The sequence below is a fragment of the Siphonobacter sp. BAB-5385 genome (genome assembly GCF_002261125.1).
Taxonomy (GTDB): Bacteria; Bacteroidota; Bacteroidia; order Cytophagales; family Spirosomataceae; genus Siphonobacter.
In genome coordinates, this window is the sequence record NZ_NMPS01000232.1 from 84,017 (window position 1) to 105,872 (window position 21,856).

Consider the following 21,856-nt stretch of genomic DNA (forward strand, 5'->3'; position numbering starts at 1 on the left):
AGTTTAGCGTTTTGGGTTTAGCATCAAAGATCATTTACTCAAAACGCTAAACCCCAAACACCAAACTCAACTTATTTTCTCGTTGTTACCAGGCCTTTAAACTAAGGTCTAAACTCTTTACCTGATGGGTTAGGGCACCCACTGATACGAAATCAACGCCACATTCGGCGTAGGTACGGATGGTTTGCTCATTGATGCCACCCGAGGCTTCCGTAGGGTATTTTTTATTCACGCGGCGAACGGCTTCCCGCATGTCATCAAAGCTAAAATTATCCAGCATGATGCGGTGGAGTGACTGCGTTTCACCGACTCGTAATACTTCGTCCAGTTCCGCCAGATTGCGTACTTCAATCTCAATTTGCAGGTCTCTTCCGGTTTCTTTCAGGTACACGTTCGCTTTCGTAAGAGCAGCTTCGATTCCACCGGCATAATCCACGTGATTGTCTTTAATGAGAATCATGTCGTACAAAGCATAGCGGTGATTAACGGCTCCGCCGATCCGCGTGGCCCATTTTCGCAAATGCGGAAATTGGGCGTGGTTTTCCGTGTATCCAGCAATTTGCAGGGCAAATCCGCAATCCGGTCAGCCAGACTACGGGTGTAGGTCGCAATGCCACTCATTCGTTGCATGCAGTTCAGTACCAAGCGTTCCGCTTTCAGAATCGATTGCGAACTACCTTCAACGGTCAGAGCGATGTCTCCCTTCTGAATCGGCGTACCATCCTGAAGCAATACCTCTACTTTCAGTTCCGGGTCTACTTCGGCGAAAATAAGTTGTGCCACTGCGACCCCGGCGAGGATGCCCGTGTCTTTCACTAGTAAACGGGCCCGGCCCATGGCAAAGGGCGGAATGGTCGCTAAGGAGGTATGATCGCCGTCGCCTACGTCTTCCTGCAAAGCCAGGCGTATGAATTCGTGAATGTCTTGTCCGTACATATAAAAAGAGCTTCCCAGAGGCTGGTTTAGTAAGCGAAAATAATACATTTCCTTGGGTGAATGGTCTTGAACTTCGTGCAACCCACCAGAAGGGTTGGTCCTTTTAATGGGATTGCGTATATTGGAAAGCCTCTATTCAAACCATTTTTCGGAAAATATATGATTAACAAAGGACCTTTATTAACTGTTCAATCCAAGCGTCACTGGCTTTATTTCTGGGGTGCTCTCGTAGCTATGGCATTGCTCTGCATTGGTGCAGGAATATTCTTCTCCTATTCTTTTTTTAGTCATTATGGCTTGCGAAAAACCACTACGGGTGAACAGGCATTCATGATTTTTGGGGTAGTGTTTATTATTTCTTTCTTCTACGGAGCCTGGTCATTCTGGGAACAGGCTCCGAGGATCGTTCTGGATACTGAAAAACTAATCTATAACGGTACCGAAGTCTTTTACTGGAAAGATCTGGAACGACTGGAATTAACCGGAAAGCACCACTCCAAACTCCTATGGGCCACGGGTGAGGGCGTACAGATGTTATTCAAGGGAAATGTCAAACGCGTCTTTTTCGATCACATGTACCAGAATAGCTGGTTGATGAAGCTCTTTCTGGAACAGATCGTACTGCAACAGCAGGAAAGAATCAGTCTGCCTCGGGTAACCGTTCTGGAATACAGCACGAATAAGGCTGCTTATTATCGGGGGAGTGTATGGCGGGCTATGCTGTTTTATATGTTTTTAGTAATTAATGTTTCACTAGCCCTTTCGCTTCAAAATCCCGTTAACAGAGAACCTTCGCTTATGCTGGGTTACGTTACAATAATCTTTTTTTTCTGGCGTATGGCCGCTCATTGCCTATACTATGTGGGTATATCTGAAACGGAACTTGTCATCAGAAATCGTCTGTGGCCTGGTTATCAGAAAGTATTCCTCTTGGAGGAACTGCGGGAAGTAGCTTATGAACACAAAGGGAAAGGCCTTCACGCTATAAAAGTCATTCGGAAGGATTTTAAAACCCATTCCTTCATCGCGGATGGCTTAAGTAAGCGGGAGTGGCTGAATCTACGCGATAAGCTGCGGGCTCAGGGGATGCGGGTACGAAATGAACTGGGGATTCGCAGAAAACGTGAGGCTACCGTTTGAAGCGGACTATTTCTAAACATTTTCCTAAGTAATCGGTTGGAGAGTCCTTGTCTTTCCAAAAAATTGCTATTTTCGTCCCCGCAAATGAAAAGTCCACGTTCCATAGCACGGTTATTCAGCTTGTTTCTGGCAAGTGTGTTACTGATTGCTTCGGTAGCAGTGAAAGGCGTATCGGCGAAAGCATTGCCCCTGCCTAAAGCTCCTACTGAAAAGTCAGATCAGACTTCGGGTACACCCAAAGCAACCGTTCAGGCACTCTCCCCGATGGCGACGGTCTCGGTGGCCGATTTTTCATTTACGCAGGACTTTTACCTGCTACCGCCCTCGGTGTACTGCTTCGAAGTCAGCAAGCAGCAACCTACGTCGGTTGGAATCCCTCAGTTCCGACTTCCTTATCATGAGGTGCTCTTTGAGCACGTGATTTCACCGAACGCTCCCTAGTCTCTTTATCCGGATTCTCAATCCTAGTTTCAATAGTATCCTTTTCCAATTGTTTTCTTATGTACTCTGGTTGTGGGCGTAAGTGCTCGTAACCCAAAGCCAATTTATCCATGCAAAATCGTGGTGTTATAGTGGCTCTAACGGGGATTTTTGCCGCGTTATGCCTCTACTACCTCTCTTTCACGTTCGTATCGCAGGATTACAAGAAAAAAGCGATCGAATACGCTACGGATCCCCGCACGGGCGAAGTAGACAAAGCAAAAAAACAACGGTATACGGATTCTTTGTGGAAAGAAGATGTATGGCTGGGAAGTACCCTGCAACAGGTAACCGAGCGTGAACTGAACCTGGGTCTTGACCTTCAGGGCGGTATGCACGTGATTCTGGAAGTATCTCCGGTAGACATCATCAAGTCGCTGTCCGGTAACAGCCGCGATCCCAAGTTCCTGGAGGCTCTGGCCGTTACGCAGAAAGAGCAGGGTAACTCACAGTCGAACTTTGTCGATGCCTTTGCTCGTAACTTCAAAAGCCTGAATCCCGATAAGAAACTGGCGGATGTTTTTGCGAATGCTACGAACCGGGCTACGATCAACTTCCAGACTTCCGATGCGGATGTGGTGAAAATGATCAAAACCGAGGTAGATGGTGCCGTAGAGCGTGCCTTCCGCGTTATTCAGCAGCGGGTGGATAAATTCGGCGTATCGAACCCGAACATTCAGCGTATCCCGAACTCTGGCCGTATTCAGGTGGAATTAGCGGGTGTGGATGATCCGGCTCGGGTACGTAAACTGTTGACGGGTTCTGCGAAACTGGAATTCTGCGAAGTATACGAATTGCAGGAATACGCTCCGGCTCTGGATGGTATTGGTAATATTCTCTTGGAAGAAGAACGTGAGCAAAGTGCGGCTCTGAAAAGCCCCGCTACGCAACAGGCTTCCGTAGATACAGCTGCTAAAGCAAACGGTGGTCTGGCGTCTGCTCTGACGAAAAAAGATTCAGGTGCTGCCAAAAGCGACACTACGCAATCGACTAACGCAGGTGCTGCTCTGACGAAACTGTTCATCCCAATGCAGGATGGACTGGGTGTAGCCGTAAAAGATACGCCTCGGGTAAATGCTCTGCTGGCTCGTAACGACGTTCGTACTTTACTGCCTTCAGACCTGAACTTTGCCTACGAAGCCAAGCCTCGTACGATCAATAACAAAGACATCATGGCTTTGATCGCGGTAAAACGCGGTCCGAACGGTGAAGTTCCCCTGGATGGTTCAGTAATCATAAACGCTTCACAAGATTACGATCAGAGCGGTCGCGTGGACGTTTCCATGCAAATGAATCCCGAAGGTGCCCGTAAGTGGAGAAACCTGACGGCTGCAAACATCGGTCGCCGGATTGCCATTTTGCTGGATGGTTATGTACAATCAGCTCCGGTAGTAAACGGTGAAATTCCGAATGGTAACTCTAGTATCTCCGGAAACTTTACGCTTGAAGAAGGCAAAGATTTAGCCACGGTACTGAAAGCAGGTAAACTGCCCGCTCCGACGACGATCGTAGAAGAAGCCGTCGTAGGTTCAACGCTGGGTTCAGAAGCAGTTAACGCGGGTATTCTGTCTTCGGTAGTAGGTCTGTTCGTCGTACTGATGTTTATGCTGGCGTACTATAACCGCTCTGGTTTCATTGCCGACATCGCCCTGCTGATCAACTTGTTCTTCCTGATGGGTATCATGGCGTCACTGGGTTCAGTATTGACCTTGCCTGGTATCGCCGGTATCGTACTTTCGATTGGTATGGCCGTGGATGCGAACGTACTGGTCTTTGAACGGATCAAGGAAGAGTTAGCTCTAGGAAAGCCGATGAAGCTGGCCGTGAGTGACGGTTTCAAAAATGCGACTTCTTCGATCATTGACTCCAATGCTACTACGCTGCTGTCTGGTCTGATCCTGTTGTTCTTCGGAACGGGTCTGATCCTGGGCTTCGCCGTAACGCTGGTCATCGGTATTTTCACTTCGCTATTTGCGGTATTCTTCGTAAGCCGGGCGTTAATGGATATCTGGGTAGAAAAAGGCTGGAAAATCAACTTTGTTTCGGGTCTGACCAAAAACTGGTTCAAAGATTCGGACTTCGATTTCGTATCGAAACGTCGTCTGTATTATACCATTTCTTCCGTAATCATTGCGGCCGGTATCCTTTCGGTAGTAATCAAAGGATTCGGATTGGGCGTTGATTTCAAAGGTGGTCGTACCTACGTTGTACGTTTTGACAAGAGCATCAGTACCGACGATGTTCGTACGGCTCTGGAAGGACCTTTGGACGGCTCACCTGAAGTAAAAACCTACGGTGGTAGCGGTATCGGTGGTGATCAGGTACAAATCACGACGGATTACCTGGTAGACCAAACGACGGTAGAAGCCGATCGCGAAGCTCAGAACAAGATTATTCAGGGCGTGAGCAAAATCGGTAAAGCTGAAATTCTGAGTTCGTCGAAAGTAGGACCTACGATCGCGAATGACATGATTTTCTCGTCGCTGTACTCCATTCTGGCGGGTATTGCGGTTGTGTTTGGTTACATCCTGCTTCGCTTTAAGAAACTGGCGTTCGGTTACGGAGCAATGGTGGCGGTATCGCACGACGTACTGATTATCCTGGCTATCTTCTCGATTTTCAACGGCATTCTGCCCTTCTCACTCGATGTAGATCAGTCCTTCGTAGGTGCCTTGCTGACGATCATGGGTTATTCGATGAACGATACGGTCGTCGTCTTTGACCGCGTTCGGGAATACCTGCGGGAGGGTAGTGCGAAAAACGAAAGTATTCCGACGATTATCAACAACGCCTTGAACTCGACGCTAAGCCGTACGGCCGTAACGGGTCTTTCAACGATGCTGGTACTGATCGTACTGTTCTTCTTCGGCGGTGAAACGATTCGTGGTTTCTCGTTCGCCATGTTGATCGGGGTCATCGTAGGTACGTACTCTTCGCTGTTCGTAGCTACGCCAATCGTGGTTGACTTCCTGACGAAAGATCAGGAGCAAAAAGGAGCAGCTCTGGAAGTAGCTAAAGTGAATAAGCCTGCGGATAAATTTGCAGTTCCTTCACCCGAAGATTTCCTGATCGAAGGTGAAGAACCACAAGCTGCGGCTGAAAAAGCTAAAAAGGAGAAGAAAGATCGGATCATCAAGCCGAAACTTTAAGAAGCGATTTGTGGGTAGTTAAGCCGTAACAGAAGCCATGCTTCCAATCAACGATTGACTATCTTACGAGTTATGCATAAAACAGGCCTGCCGAACATCGGTAGGCCTGTTTGCTTTACATGAACAAATCGTAATCGGGTAATACGCTTGTTTAGCTCGGGTTGATTAGAGACAAAACCATTCGCTCTGACAAATAGAAACTTGTCAATAGCGTGTACGTATGCAGGGATTCTTACTACTCTATTGGGCGTAATAGCGATGCGGCAAGAAAGCCATTACGGGCGGTACCGGAAGGAATTGGTATCCATGCCAAATGAAATCATTGGTTCAAATGACATGAATTGATTGTAAATATTAGGTAAGTTTATTGAAAAGGCAAATAGTATTTTGATTTTACAGAAAAAGTCAAAATTTTTATTGAGTTATCTACGCTGATAGGTAAGAAAAGAGTAGGCAACGGAATGTTTATCGTCTTGCGGATGATCCTGACGGTGGATTAGTTCGAAGACATCCGTGCTAAATTCAGGAAAATACGCGTCTCCTTTGAATTGGCCATGAATGAGAGTAAGTTCCAGCACATGGGCTTTGGGAAGCGTTTCCGAGTAAATCTGAGCACCGCCCAGTACCATCACTTCTTCTTCATTTTTGTAATAGTCCAGAGCTTCGTCAATACTGTTCATCACCAGAAACCCAGGATCAACCTGATAATTGGGCTGGCTGGTTACAACGATATTCCCGGCTTTCGACCAAATGCGGTCCGGCGTATCGTAGCTTTTCCTGCCCATGATGGTTTTCTTACCCGCAATCAGTCGTTCTACGTGGGCGTGATCATTGGGTAAAAAAGGCCAGGGGAGAATTCCATGATTACCGATGAGGCGATGCTCATCCATGGCGGCTACGAGAGTAATTTTCATGTGGGCAGTTCGTTACTGGAAAAGACGATTGATCGCCAAAAATAACAAGAGTCTCTATACTTGTTATTTTTCGCTCTAAAATGAAACTGCCGACTCACAAGAGTCGGCAGTTTAAATGATATATGCATTGACGTTCCTTTGGTACTTACGCCGCCATAATGAACTGATCCGCATTTTCATCGGGACGAATCCGTAGTACATTGGCTAAGGTCAGCGTAATCAAGGTTTTGGAAGCCATCCACATGGGAATATGAGCGATTTGCGAGAAAAGCTGTACTGTAATGCCCGGATGATCACCGAGGTATTTCATCAGTACTTCTTCTTTGTGACCATATTTGAATTTTACGTCCTGCACCCGATCCTCCCATTTCAAAATTTGCCGTACTTCTTTGCTGGCCTGAATGGAACGATCATTAACGCGTACGTACGTCTTCTTTTCCTGCTGAGCTGGATCCAGGCTAACGTAGTGAGGGCGTTGCTGGCTACGCGGAATGCGGAACACAAGCACTTCGCGTTCATTTTCTACGTAGACACGTTCAAGGGTATATTCAATTGCAGGAAAGCAATATTTTTCGAGGGCTCGGCACAAAATGAATTCATCATCGTCGGCGAACTTCAAACCCGGTATCGACTTATCATCACCGACGCCTACTAACAGAATGCCACCCTGGGTATTCGCAAAAGCCACCACCTCGCGGATAATCTTCTCAGGATGGTTCGCTTTTAGCTTAAATTCCAGCCGCTCATTTTCTCCTTTCTTCACCAGTTCTTTCAAGGCTCGAAGATCCATCGTGCCTCGTACACTGCGGGTGGCAGTTTTTTCCGCCATTCCCGACCAGCCATCCTTCATGACCATCGTAGTTAGAGGGTTTCCCAAATTTAACCAATCCTCTAAAAGAAAAAAGGGTTCAGAGGAAATTATTTTTATACGTATAAAATGCTTTTCCTTCCGGGAAAATTCCAAACATTTTACTCTATTTTGCCGTTACCACTCACAGCATCACTCTTTTATCCAATGGAATGGGTTTGGAATATCCTGATTGTTCTAGGGACGTTTTTACTAATGGAAGCAGTAGCCTGGTCGACGCATAAGTACGTTATGCACGGCTGGTTATGGTCCTGGCATGAGGACCATCATCATCCCCATGCTGGCTTTTTTGAGAAGAACGATTATTTCGCCGTAGTGTTTGCCACGGTAGCTATTTCTTTAATTCTAATCGGTAGCGAAGTGCCTTCCGTGCGGTTTTTATTGTGGGTAGGCATTGGCGTAACGGCATACGGACTTTTCTATTTCATCTTCCACGACATCATCGTGCACCGGCGAGTGAAGATTAAGTTTGTAGCCCGTTCCCGCTACATGAAACGAATCATGCGGGCCCATTATATCCACCATAAAGTACACACCAAACAAGGTGCCCAGGCCTTCGGCTTTCTATACGCTCCGAAGAAGTTTGAGCAGGAGAAAATGTAGATAGTTTACAGTTTGCGGTTTTCTGTTTTCAGTTAAAAAGCGAGGGCCTTCCAAAATCTGGAAGGCCCTCGCTTTTTAACTGAAACAAGCTTTGTAATTACAGTTTAACATGGATTCCAAACAACTGAAAACAGAAAACCGCAAATTGAAAACGCAACTTATTTCTTCAACATATTCGGCAGTTTGATTTTACCGTCCTGTACTTTATTCATCGTTTTCATCATCTTCCGCATTTCCTCGAACTGTTTCATCAGGTTGTTTACCTGCTGAATGCTCGTGCCCGAACCGGCCGCAATCCGGCGGCGGCGTGAACCGTCGATCAGATCCGGGTTTTTGCGTTCTTTCAGCGTCATGGAGCTGATGATGGCTTCAATGGGTTTAAACGAGTCGTTGCTGATGTCTACGTCTTTAATCGCACCCCCCAGACCGGGAATCATGCCCATCAAATCCTTGATGTTACCCATCTTCTTGATTTGCTGAAGCTGCGAGTAGAAATCCTCGAAGTTGAACTGGTTCTGACGAATCTGTTTATTGATCCGGTTCGCTTCTTCTTCGTCGAAAGCCTGCTGAGCCCGTTCAACCAGCGAGAGAACGTCACCCATACCGAGAATCCGGCTGGCCATCCGATCGGGGTAGAAAATGTCGAGATCTTCCATTTTCTCACCCGTCGACATGTACTTGATGGGCTTGCTCACCACCTGACGAATCGAAAGGGCTGCACCCCCGCGAGAATCCCCGTCGAGTTTGGTCAGTACAACTCCGTCGAAGTTCAGACGATCGTTGAACGTCTTGGCCGTATTTACTGCATCCTGACCCGTCATCGAATCCACGACGAAAAGCGTTTCCGTCGGCTCAATGGCCTTCTTCACGTTTTCTACTTCCTGCATCATGGCCTCATCAATCGCCAGACGACCCGCGGTATCAATGATGACTACGTTCTTGGAGTTTTTCTTCGCGTACTCAACGGCGTTGCGGGCAATTTCAACGGCGTTCTTATTATCAGGTTCCGCGTAAACTTCAACGCCGATCTGCTCACCCAGGGTTTGAAGCTGGGCAATAGCGGCCGGGCGATAGATGTCACAGGCGGCTACAATCACCTGCCGACCTTGCTTCTTAATGTTATGGGCCAGTTTACCCGTAAACGTCGTTTTACCCGATCCTTGCAGACCGGCAATCAGGACGATCGCAGGAGAACCTTTGAGGTTGACACTTTCCGCCTGACCACCCATGAGTTCGGTCAGCTTGTCGTGTACAATTTTTACCAGCATCTGGCCGGGCTCCACCGCAATCATGATCTTCTGACCAATGGCTTCTTCCCGGATCTGATCCGTAATATCTTTGGCTACTTTAAAGTTAACGTCGCATCGGTAAGAGCCCGGCGAATTTCCTTCACCGTGGAGGCCACGTTTACATCGGTAATCTTTCCGCTGCCTTTGAGGGTACGGATGGCTTTATTGAGCTTGTCCTGTAAATTATCAAACATGGTTAGTAAAGAATACTAAAGCGTAAGGTCTGTAGATTGGAAAAGGCTTTGGCTAAACCTTCAAAAAATTCATATTCAGCGTATGACTTCGAATTTTTTTGGCAAAGGTACCATTCACAAACGACTATTTGAATAGATAAAATCCCATAAATGGTTTTTTTTGGCTTGATTTCACCGTCCTGCTTACCTTTGGGGTTCAATTCATTACCTGACTCTTTCCGACGTCTAATCATGCAGAAAATTAAAGTAGCGAACCCAGTCGTCGAACTCGACGGGGACGAAATGACCCGAATCATCTGGAAGTTTATCAAAGAAAAGCTGATTCTTCCCTACGTTGATGTCGATATTAAATACTACGATTTAGGTATCGAATACCGTGACGAAACGAATGATCAAGTGACGGTAGATGCCGCTAACGCCATTAAACAATACGGTGTTGGTATCAAATGTGCCACGATTACGCCCGACGAGGACCGCGTGAAGGAATTCAACCTCAAGCAAATGTGGAAGTCGCCCAACGGAACGATCCGTAACATCCTCGATGGTACGGTATTCCGGGAGCCGATCGTAATGCAGAACGTTCCTCGCCTGGTAACCACCTGGACGTCTCCCATCATCGTTGGCCGTCACGCGTTCGGTGATCAGTACCGGGCAACGGATTTCATCGTACCTGGTAAAGGTAAACTGACGATGAAATTCGAAGGTGAAGACGGAACGGTACAGGAATACGATGTTTTCAACTTCCCCGGAGCTGGCGTAGCCATGGGTATGTACAACCTCGATGAATCCATCGCTGGTTTCGCCCGTTCCTGCTTCCAGGTAGGTCTGCAAAAAGGCTGGCCCGTATACCTGTCTACGAAGAACACGATCCTGAAGAAATACGATGGTCGTTTCCGTGACGTATTCCAGGCGGTTTTCGATGCAGAATTTGCTGAGAAATTCAAAGAAGCCGGTATTACGTACGAACACCGTCTGATCGATGACATGGTAGCCGCAGCTCTGAAATGGAGTGGCAGCTACGTATGGGCTTGTAAGAACTACGACGGCGACGTTCAGTCGGATACCGTTGCTCAGGGCTTTGGCTCACTCGGTCTGATGACTTCTGTACTGCTGACGCCCGATGGCTCCGTGATGGAAGCTGAGGCGGCTCACGGTACCGTAACGCGTCACTACCGCGAACACCAGAAAGGAAACCGTACGTCAACGAACCCGATTGCTTCGATCTACGCCTGGACGCGTGGTCTGGCCTTCCGTGGTAAGCTCGACGGTAACGAAGAACTGATCCGTTTTGCTACGGCTCTGGAAGAAGTTTGCGTAGAAACCGTAGAAGCGGGTAAAATGACCAAGGATTTGGCCATCACTATCCACGGTAACAAAGTAAACCACGGCGAGCATTACCTGTACACGGAAGAATTCCTGGACGAGCTCGACAAAGGCTTACAGGCGAAACTGGCGAAGTAATCGTCGGGACTGACCCAAGAAAAAGGCACTTATCCGCGAGGGTAAGTGCCTTTTTGCTTGAAGGAAAACTAAGTTTACATATCGTCTAACTCTTCTTCTTCAAAGTCTTCGGTATCTTCATCTTCGTCATCCTGTTCAGCGGTAAACTCGTCCATTTCTTCCGCTGGGTCCATGGTATCACCACTTTCATCCATGGGTTCGTCGTAAAATTCGAAATCGTCTTCTGGAATGTTCATAAGTTTAGGTAGTAGATTAGATTGTATGGAACGCAAACGTACTTACGTTCAGCGGCTAAAGACACAAATTCAGCTTTATTGTTTTGTGAAATTTCATGCATACCACCTTAACGAATGGAAAATGTACTAAAAAGATTAATTAAGTTATTTTTTGTCTTCGTATAATCCAGTAATAAGCCTGTACCTGCGATTATTTTTTGCTTTACTTTGGCGGCAAATCCTCTGATTCTGTCTTATGATCAATTACGTACTCTTTGACGGCCCGAAAATTCGCCCTCATTTGTTACCGCTGGTATTCACCCGGCCTATGGCTGAGTTGCGGGTCGGTATTCGGACCATCACGGAAAAATGGACTGACTGGTTAGGAGTAAAACCCACCCACTATACTCAACCGTATTTGCAGGGAAAGTATCCCTACAAAAAAAGCTCGGACACGATTTATCTACACGGTGGACTTTGTCCGAACGAACGGCTGGTACGCTCGTTGGAACAGCTCAAACCCGGTGAAGCTTTATTACAGGGACCTATCCTGCTGGCCGTTCGGGCTAAACATCTGGCCCTGGAAGATCTCGTACACGACAACCCCAATTTTCAGAAACAGTACTATTGGGATAAGGTAACCGTCATTCAGCGACTGCCGGATTTGGTCGTACACAACGGCGAGCAAATCAAGACGGATTTTGATCGGATCACGGCGGGTCGTACCAGCCAGCCGATTACGGATCGATTCACGGCATATTACAACGAAGAACAAATCTTTATTGAAGAAGGTGTACAAATTCACTCGGCTATACTGAATGCCGAAAATGGTCCGATTTATCTGGGAAAAGACGTTCAGGTTCAGGATGGTGTAATTATTCAGGGGCCTTTCGCGGCTCTGGAAGGAGCTGTAATTAATCTGGGTGGAAAAATGCGGAAGAGTACCACCATTGGTCCCCATTGTAAGGTAGGAGGTGAAGTCAGTATGAGTATTCTGATGGGCCACTCCAACAAAGGACACGACGGTTTTCTTGGGAATTCATACCTCGCCGAATGGTGTAACCTGGGAGCCAATACTAATAACTCGAATCTGAAGAATGATTACGGCAACGTAAAGCTGTACGACTACACCACCAAACAATTAGAAGATACGGGTCGGCAATTCGTGGGTCTGTTCATGGGCGATTACTCGAAGGCGGGCATTTCGACCATGTTCAATACCGGAACCGTGGTTGGTATCAATGTCAATCTCTTCGGAGCAGGTTTTCCTCCCAAGCATATACCTTCCTTTAGTTGGGGCGGGGCTGATACCGGATTTGAACCCTACCGCTTCTCGAAGGCCGTAGACGTGGCTCGTAACACGATGGACCGCCGAGGTCGTCTGTTTACCGAAGAGGAAGAAGACATCTGGAGAGCCGTCTATGCTCTCGAACAGAACGAAATCCCACACGTACCAGATCTGGACGAAGACTAATCAAAATCGCTGCAAAGCATCGGATTCAAGAATATGCTGGCCGGGAACGTCCTGGCCAGCTATATTCAGCATGGCCGATGCCACTTTGCTGGCCTGAATGCCTTTATACTTGCGTAAGGGCGGAATGAGCAGCGTAAGGGGCGAAAGTACAAAGTCGAGTACTTTTCCAACCTCTTCACCCAGACGAAATTGCTTTCGTTTACCGAGTAGGGTAGCGGGGCGGAAAACGGTATAGCTACGATACCCTATTTCGCCAATGGCCGCCTCCACCTGCCCTTTGGTTCGGCTGTAAAAAATCGAAGACTGGGCGTTCGCTCCGATAGAAGATACCAGTAAATACTGCGTTGCTCCGGCCTGAAGGGCCAGTTTACCCACCTCTACAGGATATTTAAAATCAACTTTCCGAAACGCTTCCTGCGAACCTGCCTGACGAATAGTCGTGCCTAAACAGCAGAAAACATCGTCAGCACCGGACACTTCCTGCGAGGTGAGCTGATCGAAGTCAACGATCCGCTCCTCAAGTTTAGGATGTTTCAGATGCATTGGCCGGCGTACCAGCGTAATAACTTTTTCATATCGATCGGATTGTAAAAGCTTAAAAATTAGATAGTTGCCTACCAGGCCGGTGGCTCCGATAAGGAGGGCTGTTTTCGGGTCCATGCTTAACAAATTTTGGGGAATTTATGCTGAAAAAAATGCCTAAACCTTACGTTGGGTTTAGATTGAACCAAGGGTATAAAATTCCTATTCCCGGAAAATAATTAGTGTACCTATACCTATTCACCCAAATTTATTTCCGGGGAAATTGCCCAACTGGTCTTAGCTTTCTACTTTTACGCCGGATTTTTCTGTTCCTTGTGGGGAACAGCCACATTCTTTCCGAACTGGCCACTGCAAATCCCATCTCTATGAGTGTATTAGTTAACAAAGATTCAAAAATCATTGTACAAGGCTTTACGGGTTCGGAAGGTACCTTCCATGCCCAGCAAATGATTGAATATGGTACTCAGGTTGTTGGCGGTGTAACGCCCGGCAAAGGAGGCCAGAAACACCTGGACCGTCCCGTATTCAACACGGTTGCTGATGCGGTAAAAGAAACGGGTGCTGACGTATCCATCATCTTTGTACCCCCGGCTTTCGCAGCTGACGCCATTATGGAAGCGGCTGACGCAGGCATCAAAGTAATCGTAACGATCACGGAGGGTATCCCCGTGAAAGATATGGTTGCCGTAAAAGAATACGTACAAGGCAAAGATCTGCGTCTGATCGGACCTAACTGCCCCGGCGTTATCACGGCGGATGAATGTAAAGTAGGGATCATGCCTGGCTTTATCTTCAAAAAAGGAACGATCGGTCTGGTATCAAAATCAGGTACGCTGACGTACGAAGCCGTCGATCAATTGACGAAAGCAGGTTTGGGCCAGACAACGGCCATCGGAATCGGTGGTGACCCCATCATCGGTACGACGACGAAAGAAGCCGTTGAGTTGTTGATGAACGATCCCGAAACCGAAGCCATCGTTATGATCGGTGAAATCGGTGGTGGTATGGAAGCAGAAGCTGCTTACTGGATCAAAGAAACGGGTAATAAAAAGCCCGTAGTTGGTTTCATCGCGGGTCAAACGGCTCCGAAAGGTCGCCGGATGGGTCACGCAGGTGCCATCGTTGGTGGTGCGGATGATACGGCTGAAGCAAAAATGCGAATCATGCGTGAATGCGGTCTGTACGTAGCGGAATCGCCTGCCGTCATTGGCGAGACGATGCTGAAAGCACTGGCTGATCAGAAAGTAAACGCATAAGTTAAGAATACGATTCTGTAATGAATCCGTTTTGTGAAACAGCGATGCTAGCGAAACGGACGTACTGAAAGCGAGAGTGGTGGGTAGTGATTTCACTTTTTCGAGCGTACGAAAGCCTGTGGGTAGTTTTCTAACCCACAGGCTTCACTGTTTTTTGCTTTTCTTCCTGTGTTTTCTGGCGGGTTCGACGTTTGCTCAGACGACGGGGCCTGAGGAAGGCTATTTCCTTGTACACGATTTTCGCAATGACTGGCGGGTGTACGATGAAGGAAGCAAGGCGTACGTTCCCTACATTCGCGAAATTCACCAGGATTATGGTTCGTATAGCGTTATTCTTGATTTAGCCCAGAACCGGCATTATTACCTGCTTTATCGATCCAATCAGGAAAATTATTTATTCATCAATGGCTCGTTGCAAAAACAGTTGCCCATTGGTAAATGGACCGTTTTCAAGCTCGATAGTCTGTACAAAGCGTATCCTGATCACCGCGTGCTACTAACGCTGTACGGATCCCAACCGGGTATCGAACAAAAGACCTTACAGATTGGACATAAGGTAGTAGCGGGCCAGAAACCCATTTACGTATCGGAATCGTTTTTACAGGCCCGCCCTCGTGATACCTCACCGTTCGAGAATTTTTACGTACTAACAGCTTTGTTGCTGCTGGTTGCCTACGCGGCTCTGTACCGGGTCTTCCCCCGGGGATTCATCCGGTATTTGAGCATCAAGGACTTACTTACCATCCAAACGCGGGAAGGGGCAGCTCTGGTAACACGTGGATTATTTGAAGTAGCCAACCTGTTATTTCTACTCCTGATCAGTTTTCTGCTCTCCTACCTCTACCAGCTAGTTCGGCATCGAGGCATCGATTTATTCCAGTCGCAGGACTTCTTTTCGTACGAGGAAAGTCTGGGCAAGCTCTTCCTGTATTTCTTTATTATTGGTATTTTAGTCTTCATTGTCTTTATCTTTAAGTATTTAATGATCAATGTCTTAGGTCATATTTACCGTTTTGATAAGATTGTTAATATCCACTTTTTCAAGTCTATTCAGGCATCAGCGATCTTTTATACCTTCCTGGGAATCGTTATGTTACTCATGTTGAATAGCTTTCCATCTCTTACTTTTCACTGGGATACGTTACTGGTTATACCTATTACAGGCTTCTACATTGGGCGTTTATTGTTATTGTACTTTTCCATTAATAAATTGTCTGATGCTAAAAATCTCTACTTATTTTCTTACCTTTGCATCGTTGAATTGGTTCCTTTCATCATTGGGCTCAAGTTTGCTCTTTGAATGGATATGCGTTCCTACGTGTTTAATCAGGAGCTGTCGGAAACATTAAGGTAGTTCTCATGTTATTGAATAAACGCTTTATTGCCATCGAATCTTCTACTTATTTTTTGAATCTGAATGAGTGAAACGACGAACAAGACGGACGAACGGCTCACGAAAGTTTCCAGCATTCTAGTGACGCAAGCTCGTCCTGCCGACGAGAAATCCCCCTACTTTGACTTAGCCCGGGATTACGACATCAAAGTTGACTTTCGGCCTTTCATTGAGGTAAACGGAGTGTCCTACAAGGACTTCCGCAAGCAGAAGATTGATATTCTGGCTCACACGGCTATTATCTTTACGAGCCGTAATGCTGTGGATCATTTCTTCCGCATTTGCAAGGAAGCGAAAATGGAAATGCCGCCCGAAATGAAGTACTTCTGCGTGACTGAGCAAACGGCTAACTATCTGCAGAAATACATTGTAATCCGGAAGCGTAAGATTTTCGTTGGCCAGAAAACGGCTGCTGATCTGCTGGATTTGATCAAAAAGCACAAAACGGAGAAATTTCTGTTCCCCTGTTCCGACAAGCGTCGGAATGACATTCCCGGCTTCATGGTGTCCAATGATATTCACCTGACCGAAGCCGTGATGTACGAAACGGGATCAGCGGATTTATCGGATCTGGAAGAAGTTTTCTACGACATTATCTGTTTCTTCAGTCCATCCGGGGTGAAATCACTGTTCGATAATTTCCCGGATTTCAAACAGAACAAGACCCGGATCGCTGCGTTAGGGCCCACTACAGCCAAGGCTGTAATTGAGGCTAATCTGATTTTGGATATTGAAGCTCCTATGCCCAATGCTCCTTCGATGACCGGGGCTTTGGACCTGTACATCAAAAAAGCAAACGGCTTGAAATAAAAATACTTGACCTGAAAAACCTCCGATTTTACTGATCGGAGGTTTTTTTTATATTCCTGTAACAATCTGAAAATTCCATCGTTTGGTAGTATGCCGGCTAAATGCAGCCGGAGAGTACTGAATTTACCGAAATACTTTCTAGTTTTAGGACTGTGAACGTGTCTGTCTCGCCATGCAAAAACGCTATACCTATTTATAATTTTATTGTTGGTTTCTTCGGGAGGGCTGTGGGCTCAGCAGGATCCACAGTTTAGCCAGTACATGTACAACCAGTCGTTTTTCAACCCGGCTGCCGTTGGCTACGAAGGGATGACGCGTTTTCAGTTGATTCACCGGCAGCAGTACCTGGGCTATCAAAGCAGCTTTTCCGACGATGGCGGAGCTCCTACTACGCAGCTGTTTACCTTTCAGTTGCCCTTGCCTGGCATTAAATCAGCCGTGGGTTTAAATGTGCTTAACGACCAGGCCGGACCGCAACGAAATCAGGAAGTTCAGTTAGCCTATGCTTATCGTATACCCCTGGGAGGTGAACGGACGTTAGCTTTCGGAGCTCAGGGTGGTTTGCTGATCCGTACGATTGATTTTGATAAACTCCGGGCTCGTGACCCCGATGATCCATTGATTGGTACAGGAAAAGTAAATGAATCCAATCCTGACCTAGCCGTAGGTGCTCATTATTCCACACCGACGTACTACGTAGGAGCCTCCATGATTCACCTGAACCGGGCTCGGTATGCGTTCGGTCAGGAGGGAGCTATCAACGCAGCTCAACAAACCTTTTTCGTAAATGGTGGTTACCGTTATTATGTAAACGAAGAAGTAGAAATCAATCCTTCTGCAATTTTTAAGTCAGATATAAATACGTTTTCAATCGAAGCTTCGTTGTTAGCGATGTGGCGTAACTTTGTCTGGGTTGGAGCAGGTTGGCGGCAGGGAGATGGTATACCTGTTTTTGCAGGAGTGAACTGGAACAGATTTAGGATTGGAGCTTCGTATGATATAATTTTAGGCGGAGTAAGTGCTAAATCACCCGGATCTTATTCCATACTACTGAGTTATGGCTTACCAGCACCCAAACCCAACAAGCGAATTCCCGTACGGACTCCACGTTTCCGTTTCTAAAATGACAGTTATCCGACTATGAAATTTATACATCTTCAAAGCCCGAAGAAATCGCATTTGCACGTGCATACTGCTTTATCTTACGCTTTAAAGCAATCTGCTAAGACTGTTTAAGCCTTGATTCTCGTAAGTTTAGCGAGCGGAACTTAGTACCAAGCATATTTTTTTTATTTTTGCTGGCTGAGTTAAATACGATAGCTGTGTATTCATCGTTTTTTTGCCGCGTAATCACTACGAGCAATAAACAAGTCTTGTGTTAAAGAAGTAGTATCTAAACGATATTGATAAGAAAAACAACTATATGATCATGAATGAGCGGTATATGAGTAAACGCCTCATTTGGAGTCTTCTGATTCTTGTTCCCATGTTGGTGGTACAGAGTTGCGGTAAAAAAGGTAACAATGCCAGCAACGGAGGCAAAGGTGGAAAGGGAAGTCGCAAAGGGGAAGTAGGTGTCTACAACGGGGAAATTGTTGCCGACGCCCGTAAAGGCTGGAAACAACCGACTCCGTATGGGATGGTTCTGATTCCTTCGGGTTCTTACCTGATGGGTCAGGCCGATGAGGATGTGGCTACGGCTCAGGTAAACTTCAACAAACGGGTTACGATCAGCCAGTTTTTCATGGATGATACCGAAATTACCAATAATGAGTACCGTCAGTATGTAAATGCTATGCTGACGGATTCGGTTTCGGTTTTGGGTGAAGAATACATCATGAGTAAAGTTTACCCGGATACTACAGTTTGGAAGAAAGACTTTACTTACCATAATGGTGACCCCATGACGGAATATTATTATTCAAGTCCGGCGTTCGACCGTTATCCTGTCGTAGGTGTAAGCTGGGATGCCGCTCGTGATTTCTGCCGTTGGCGGACGTCGGTATTGAACGATTACCGCACGAATGAAAATCAGGCCGCTATGCCCCGTTTCGAATTGCCTACCGAATCGCAGTGGGAATGGGCGGCCCGGGGTGGTAAATCCGGTGCGAAATATCCCTGGGGTAACCCTTATGTAGCCAATGGCAAAGGTTGTATGCTCGCTAACTTCAAACCTCAACGTGGAAACTACGATGCGGATGGTTATGCATACACCGCTCCTGCCAATATGTACAACCCCAATGAGTACGGTTTATATAATATGGCCGGTAACGTAGCCGAATGGTGTTTAGATGCCTGGCTGATAATGCCGCCGTCGTAACCTGGGATTTGAACTCAGATAATATTAATGACGATGAACCTCGTAAAGTGATTCGCGGAGGTTCATGGAAAGATGTAGCTTACTTCCTGGAAACAGGTACGCGTTCCTGGGAATACAAAGATGCTCGTCGTTCATATATTGGCTTCCGTTGCGTTATGCAACACTTAGGTATGTCTTCTGGACGCGAGTTCCGTTAGAAAATTCCAAACACCTGTTAGGTCAGTTTGTCCTGACAGGTGTTTTTATGTACCAACGAATTCATTCCGGATAACCCAGGCATATCATTACATTCCTTATCATCTAATCCAGTCCTTTTCACGTTTTAACCTTTTTATTTACTCATGGCGGCGAAACGTAACGTCTTCTTCGACAAAATTCTTCCTGTAGTTTATAGTGTTGGGGCCGCTGTTGTAATCTTGGGGGCTCTTTTTAAAATTCAGCACCGCCCCGGTGCCGATGAAATGCTGACCATCGGTATGGGTACGGAAGCCGTTATTTTCCTTCTGTTTGCTTTACAGCAATTCGTAGCACCTACGGCTGATTACCAGTGGGAAAAAGTATATCCTGAATTAGATGATAGTTATAAAGGTGAATTACCTACGCGTAGTGCCGCTCCTGCGGTAGCTGCGTCTCCTAACCTGGGTCTGATGGCCAAGATGGACGATATGCTGGCGAATGCAAAGGTATCACCTGACGTATTCAATAGTCTGGGTACCGGCTTACGTAGCCTGACGGATACCGTTGGCAAACTGGGTCAGATTACGGACGCTACCGTAGCTACGAACGAATACGCTAAAAACGTAAAAATCGCTGCGGGCTCTTTGCAGGAAATGAATAAACCTACGGAACGGCTGTCTCAGCCATGTCTGATATGGCTAGTGCAACGATGGATGCGAAAGAATACCGCGTGAAGTTCCAGCAGATTACACAAACGATGGGTGCTCTGAATGCGGTATACGAACTGGAATTGCAGGACACCCAGAAACACCTGAAAGCGATGAATGCTTTCTACGGTAATCTGGCTTCCGCTATGGATAATATGCAGGAAGCTTCCAAAGATGCTCAGCAATTCAAGAGTGAAATGGGACGCCTGACGAACAACTTACAGTCGCTCAATAACATTTACGGCGGTATGTTGTCGGCTATGAAAGGCGTACAATAACCAGTTCATGAACCAACCCTGGTTACTCATTTTTTTCTGACACTGAAAAACTAATAAAAACATATGGCAGGTGCCAATGAAACACCCCGGCAGCGAATGATCGGGATGATGTACCTGGTACTGACAGCAATGCTGGCCTTGCAGGTGAGTTCGGCTTTGATTGATAAATTCATTTTGTTGAACCGTAGCCTTGAAACGGCTAACAGTACCGCAAGTATCACAAACCAACAGTCAGTAAAAGGAATTAAAGATAAAGCAGCAGAAAGTGGGAGTCTTTACGCAGATGTTATTCAGAAAGCGGATGCGGTTCGGAAACTTTCTACAGCAATGTACAATGAACTAGATGCGTTGAAATCGCAGATCATTGACAAAAGCGGTGGATTTGACGAACAGGGTAACCTGAAGAACGCGAAAGAAGAAGAGCAGGTGGCCATGTTGATGGTCGGAACGGGTGGAAGCGGTAAAGCCTATAATCTCAAAAATCAGCTTAACAAGTACGTAACGGACTTACAGGCCTATGCAGATAAAGGTACTCAGTTTTCTCCGCTAGCTGTAGACGCGAAGGATGATCCGATCGCGAGTAAAAGTGCAGAGCAACGCAATAAGGATTTTGCTGAAATGAACTTCGCTCAAACGCCGGTTCCTGCTGCTTTGGCAGTACTGAGCCAGAAGCAGGCTGAAGTTTTGCGTTACGAAAACACGGTACTCGATCAACTGGCTGCCAAAGTAGGTTTGAAAGAGATCAAGTTTGACAAGATTTTTCCGGTAATCTCGGCAAAATCCAGCACGGTTGTAGCCGGCATGAAGTACGAAGCAGAGATGTACGTAGCAGCTACTTCTAGTGCCATTACGCCTCGTATGAGCTTTAACGGAGCGGCTGTACCCATGAAAGATGGTCGTGGTCAGATTCAGTTTACGGCTCAGGGTGGTGCGTATGGTCCGGACGGTTTGGCTAAGAAATCCTATACGGCCACGGTAAATTATCCGGATCCGACGGGAGCTATGAAAACGTTTACCGTAACGGGTGAATATTTTGTAGCGAAGCCTTCGTACAGTATCCAATCGGCTTCTTTGCCTCCGTTATATCTGGGTTGTGCCAACCGTTTGCAATTCGTAAGTCCGCAGATGGGAGCCATGTGGAATCCTTCTTTCAGTGCTGAAGGAGCTGAAACGATTGCAGGTAGCCAAGGTAAAGTAACGATTGTACCCAACAATCGCCAAGTAAGTCTGAACGTGAATAACATGGGTACTACGCTCGGCGTTGAAAAATTTAATGTTCGTCGTGTACCAGCTCCGCAATTAGTTCCGTTTGGTAATGGACAGAAGTTGGATGTACGGAAAGGTGTTCCAGCCAGCCAGCTTCGGGTATTGGAAGTTCGGGCTATTGCGGATGAAGATTTCGCTGCTTCAAATCCTGAAGATGCCAAGTTCCGGGTGAATGATGTACAAATTTCACTAGCCCGTGGATCAAAACGAGTAGCTGGTCCAGTGAGTCAGGGAAATATTGCTTCCTTGGCAGCTGCTGCTCAAGCAGGCGATCGTTACGTAATTGAAGTAAAAGGGTACCAACGTCAGAATTTCCAAGGAAAAGTTTCAAGCACTACGATTAACGAACCTATTACTGTGCCGTTGAACTAATGGAAAAAACA

15 protein-coding genes and 4 pseudogenes are annotated in these 21,856 nt (G+C 46.6%); 13 read left to right on the forward strand and 6 right to left on the reverse strand.

The window, feature by feature from the left end:
* Positions 1-85 precede the first annotated feature (85 nt).
* Positions 86-936, reverse strand: a pseudogene (nadC, locus tag BWI93_RS24410) (carboxylating nicotinate-nucleotide diphosphorylase).
* 234 nt (positions 937-1,170) lie between these two features.
* Between nadC and BWI93_RS24415 the strand changes: the two are divergent.
* The 3 genes from BWI93_RS24415 to secDF all read left to right on the forward strand — a co-directional run bounded on the left by BWI93_RS24415 (position 1,171) and on the right by secDF (position 5,705).
* A complete protein-coding gene (locus BWI93_RS24415; RefSeq protein ID WP_176454323.1) occupies positions 1,171-2,076 on the forward strand; it encodes a hypothetical protein in 906 nt (301 codons plus the stop codon).
* Between the two features lie 84 nt (positions 2,077-2,160).
* The gene (locus BWI93_RS24420) at positions 2,161-2,517 is read left to right on the forward strand and encodes a hypothetical protein (RefSeq protein ID WP_104709439.1); all 357 of its coding nucleotides are present in this window, start codon (positions 2,161-2,163) and stop codon (positions 2,515-2,517) included.
* Positions 2,518-2,627: 110 nt separating this feature from the next.
* Entirely contained in the window at positions 2,628-5,705 is a 3,078-nt protein-coding gene (secDF, locus tag BWI93_RS24425) for a protein translocase subunit SecDF (RefSeq protein WP_094816288.1), read from the forward strand.
* Positions 5,706-6,127: 422 nt separating this feature from the next.
* Here secDF and BWI93_RS24430 read toward each other — a convergent pair whose 3' ends face one another.
* Both BWI93_RS24430 and BWI93_RS24435 read right to left on the reverse strand, forming a co-directional pair.
* Positions 6,128-6,619, reverse strand: coding sequence for a dihydrofolate reductase (locus BWI93_RS24430; protein WP_094816289.1), 492 nt, complete (start codon positions 6,617-6,619; stop codon positions 6,128-6,130).
* A 145-nt stretch (positions 6,620-6,764) separates the two neighbouring features.
* Positions 6,765-7,469, reverse strand: coding sequence for a helix-turn-helix domain-containing protein (locus tag BWI93_RS24435; protein ID WP_233207847.1), 705 nt, complete (start codon positions 7,467-7,469; stop codon positions 6,765-6,767).
* 165 nt (positions 7,470-7,634) lie between these two features.
* On the opposite strand from BWI93_RS24435, the gene BWI93_RS24440 reads away from it, so the two are divergent.
* Positions 7,635-8,090, forward strand: a complete 456-nt coding sequence (locus BWI93_RS24440) for a sterol desaturase family protein (RefSeq protein WP_255158052.1) — start codon at positions 7,635-7,637, stop codon at positions 8,088-8,090.
* Positions 8,091-8,248: 158 nt separating this feature from the next.
* On the opposite strand, the pseudogene ffh reads toward BWI93_RS24440, so the two are convergent.
* Positions 8,249-9,573, reverse strand: a pseudogene (gene ffh, locus BWI93_RS24445) (signal recognition particle protein).
* A 231-nt stretch (positions 9,574-9,804) separates the two neighbouring features.
* Between ffh and BWI93_RS24455 the strand changes: the two are divergent.
* Positions 9,805-11,034: an NADP-dependent isocitrate dehydrogenase gene (locus BWI93_RS24455; protein ID WP_094816291.1), complete on the forward strand. Its 1,230-nt coding sequence runs from the start codon at positions 9,805-9,807 to the stop codon at positions 11,032-11,034.
* A 74-nt stretch (positions 11,035-11,108) separates the two neighbouring features.
* Here BWI93_RS24455 and BWI93_RS27980 read toward each other — a convergent pair whose 3' ends face one another.
* On the reverse strand, positions 11,109-11,270 hold the full coding sequence (locus tag BWI93_RS27980) for a hypothetical protein (RefSeq protein ID WP_158242757.1): 162 nt from the start codon (positions 11,268-11,270) through the stop codon (positions 11,109-11,111).
* A gap of 235 nt (positions 11,271-11,505) precedes the next feature.
* Here BWI93_RS27980 and BWI93_RS24460 point away from each other — a divergent pair, with 235 nt between their 5' ends.
* Entirely contained in the window at positions 11,506-12,723 is a 1,218-nt protein-coding gene (locus tag BWI93_RS24460; protein ID WP_094816292.1) for a GlmU family protein, read from the forward strand.
* Here the strand turns inward: BWI93_RS24460 and BWI93_RS24465 are convergent, their stop codons facing one another.
* Positions 12,724-13,383: an oxidoreductase gene (locus BWI93_RS24465; RefSeq protein WP_094816293.1), complete on the reverse strand. Its 660-nt coding sequence runs from the start codon at positions 13,381-13,383 to the stop codon at positions 12,724-12,726. It abuts the gene before it with no gap.
* A gap of 248 nt (positions 13,384-13,631) precedes the next feature.
* Between BWI93_RS24465 and sucD the strand changes: the two genes are divergently transcribed.
* The 7 genes and pseudogenes from sucD (at position 13,632) to gldM (ending at position 21,845) form a co-directional block, all read left to right on the forward strand.
* Entirely contained in the window at positions 13,632-14,522 is an 891-nt protein-coding gene (gene sucD, locus BWI93_RS24470) for a succinate--CoA ligase subunit alpha (RefSeq protein ID WP_094816294.1), read from the forward strand.
* Between the two features lie 154 nt (positions 14,523-14,676).
* Positions 14,677-15,822, forward strand: a complete 1,146-nt coding sequence (locus BWI93_RS24475; RefSeq protein WP_176454324.1) for a DUF4271 domain-containing protein — start codon at positions 14,677-14,679, stop codon at positions 15,820-15,822.
* A 117-nt stretch (positions 15,823-15,939) separates the two neighbouring features.
* The gene (locus tag BWI93_RS24480; RefSeq protein WP_094816296.1) at positions 15,940-16,725 is read left to right on the forward strand and encodes a uroporphyrinogen-III synthase; all 786 of its coding nucleotides are present in this window, start codon (positions 15,940-15,942) and stop codon (positions 16,723-16,725) included.
* 162 nt (positions 16,726-16,887) lie between these two features.
* Positions 16,888-17,847, forward strand: a complete 960-nt coding sequence (locus tag BWI93_RS24485) for a type IX secretion system membrane protein PorP/SprF (protein ID WP_094816297.1) — start codon at positions 16,888-16,890, stop codon at positions 17,845-17,847.
* A gap of 307 nt (positions 17,848-18,154) precedes the next feature.
* Positions 18,155-19,242 (forward strand): annotated as a pseudogene (locus BWI93_RS24490) (SUMF1/EgtB/PvdO family nonheme iron enzyme).
* Between the two features lie 144 nt (positions 19,243-19,386).
* A pseudogene (gene gldL / locus BWI93_RS24495) lies at positions 19,387-20,207 on the forward strand (gliding motility protein GldL).
* Between the two features lie 63 nt (positions 20,208-20,270).
* On the forward strand, positions 20,271-21,845 hold the full coding sequence (gene gldM / locus BWI93_RS24500) for a gliding motility protein GldM (RefSeq protein WP_094816298.1): 1,575 nt from the start codon (positions 20,271-20,273) through the stop codon (positions 21,843-21,845).
* Positions 21,846-21,856: the final 11 nt, after the last annotated feature.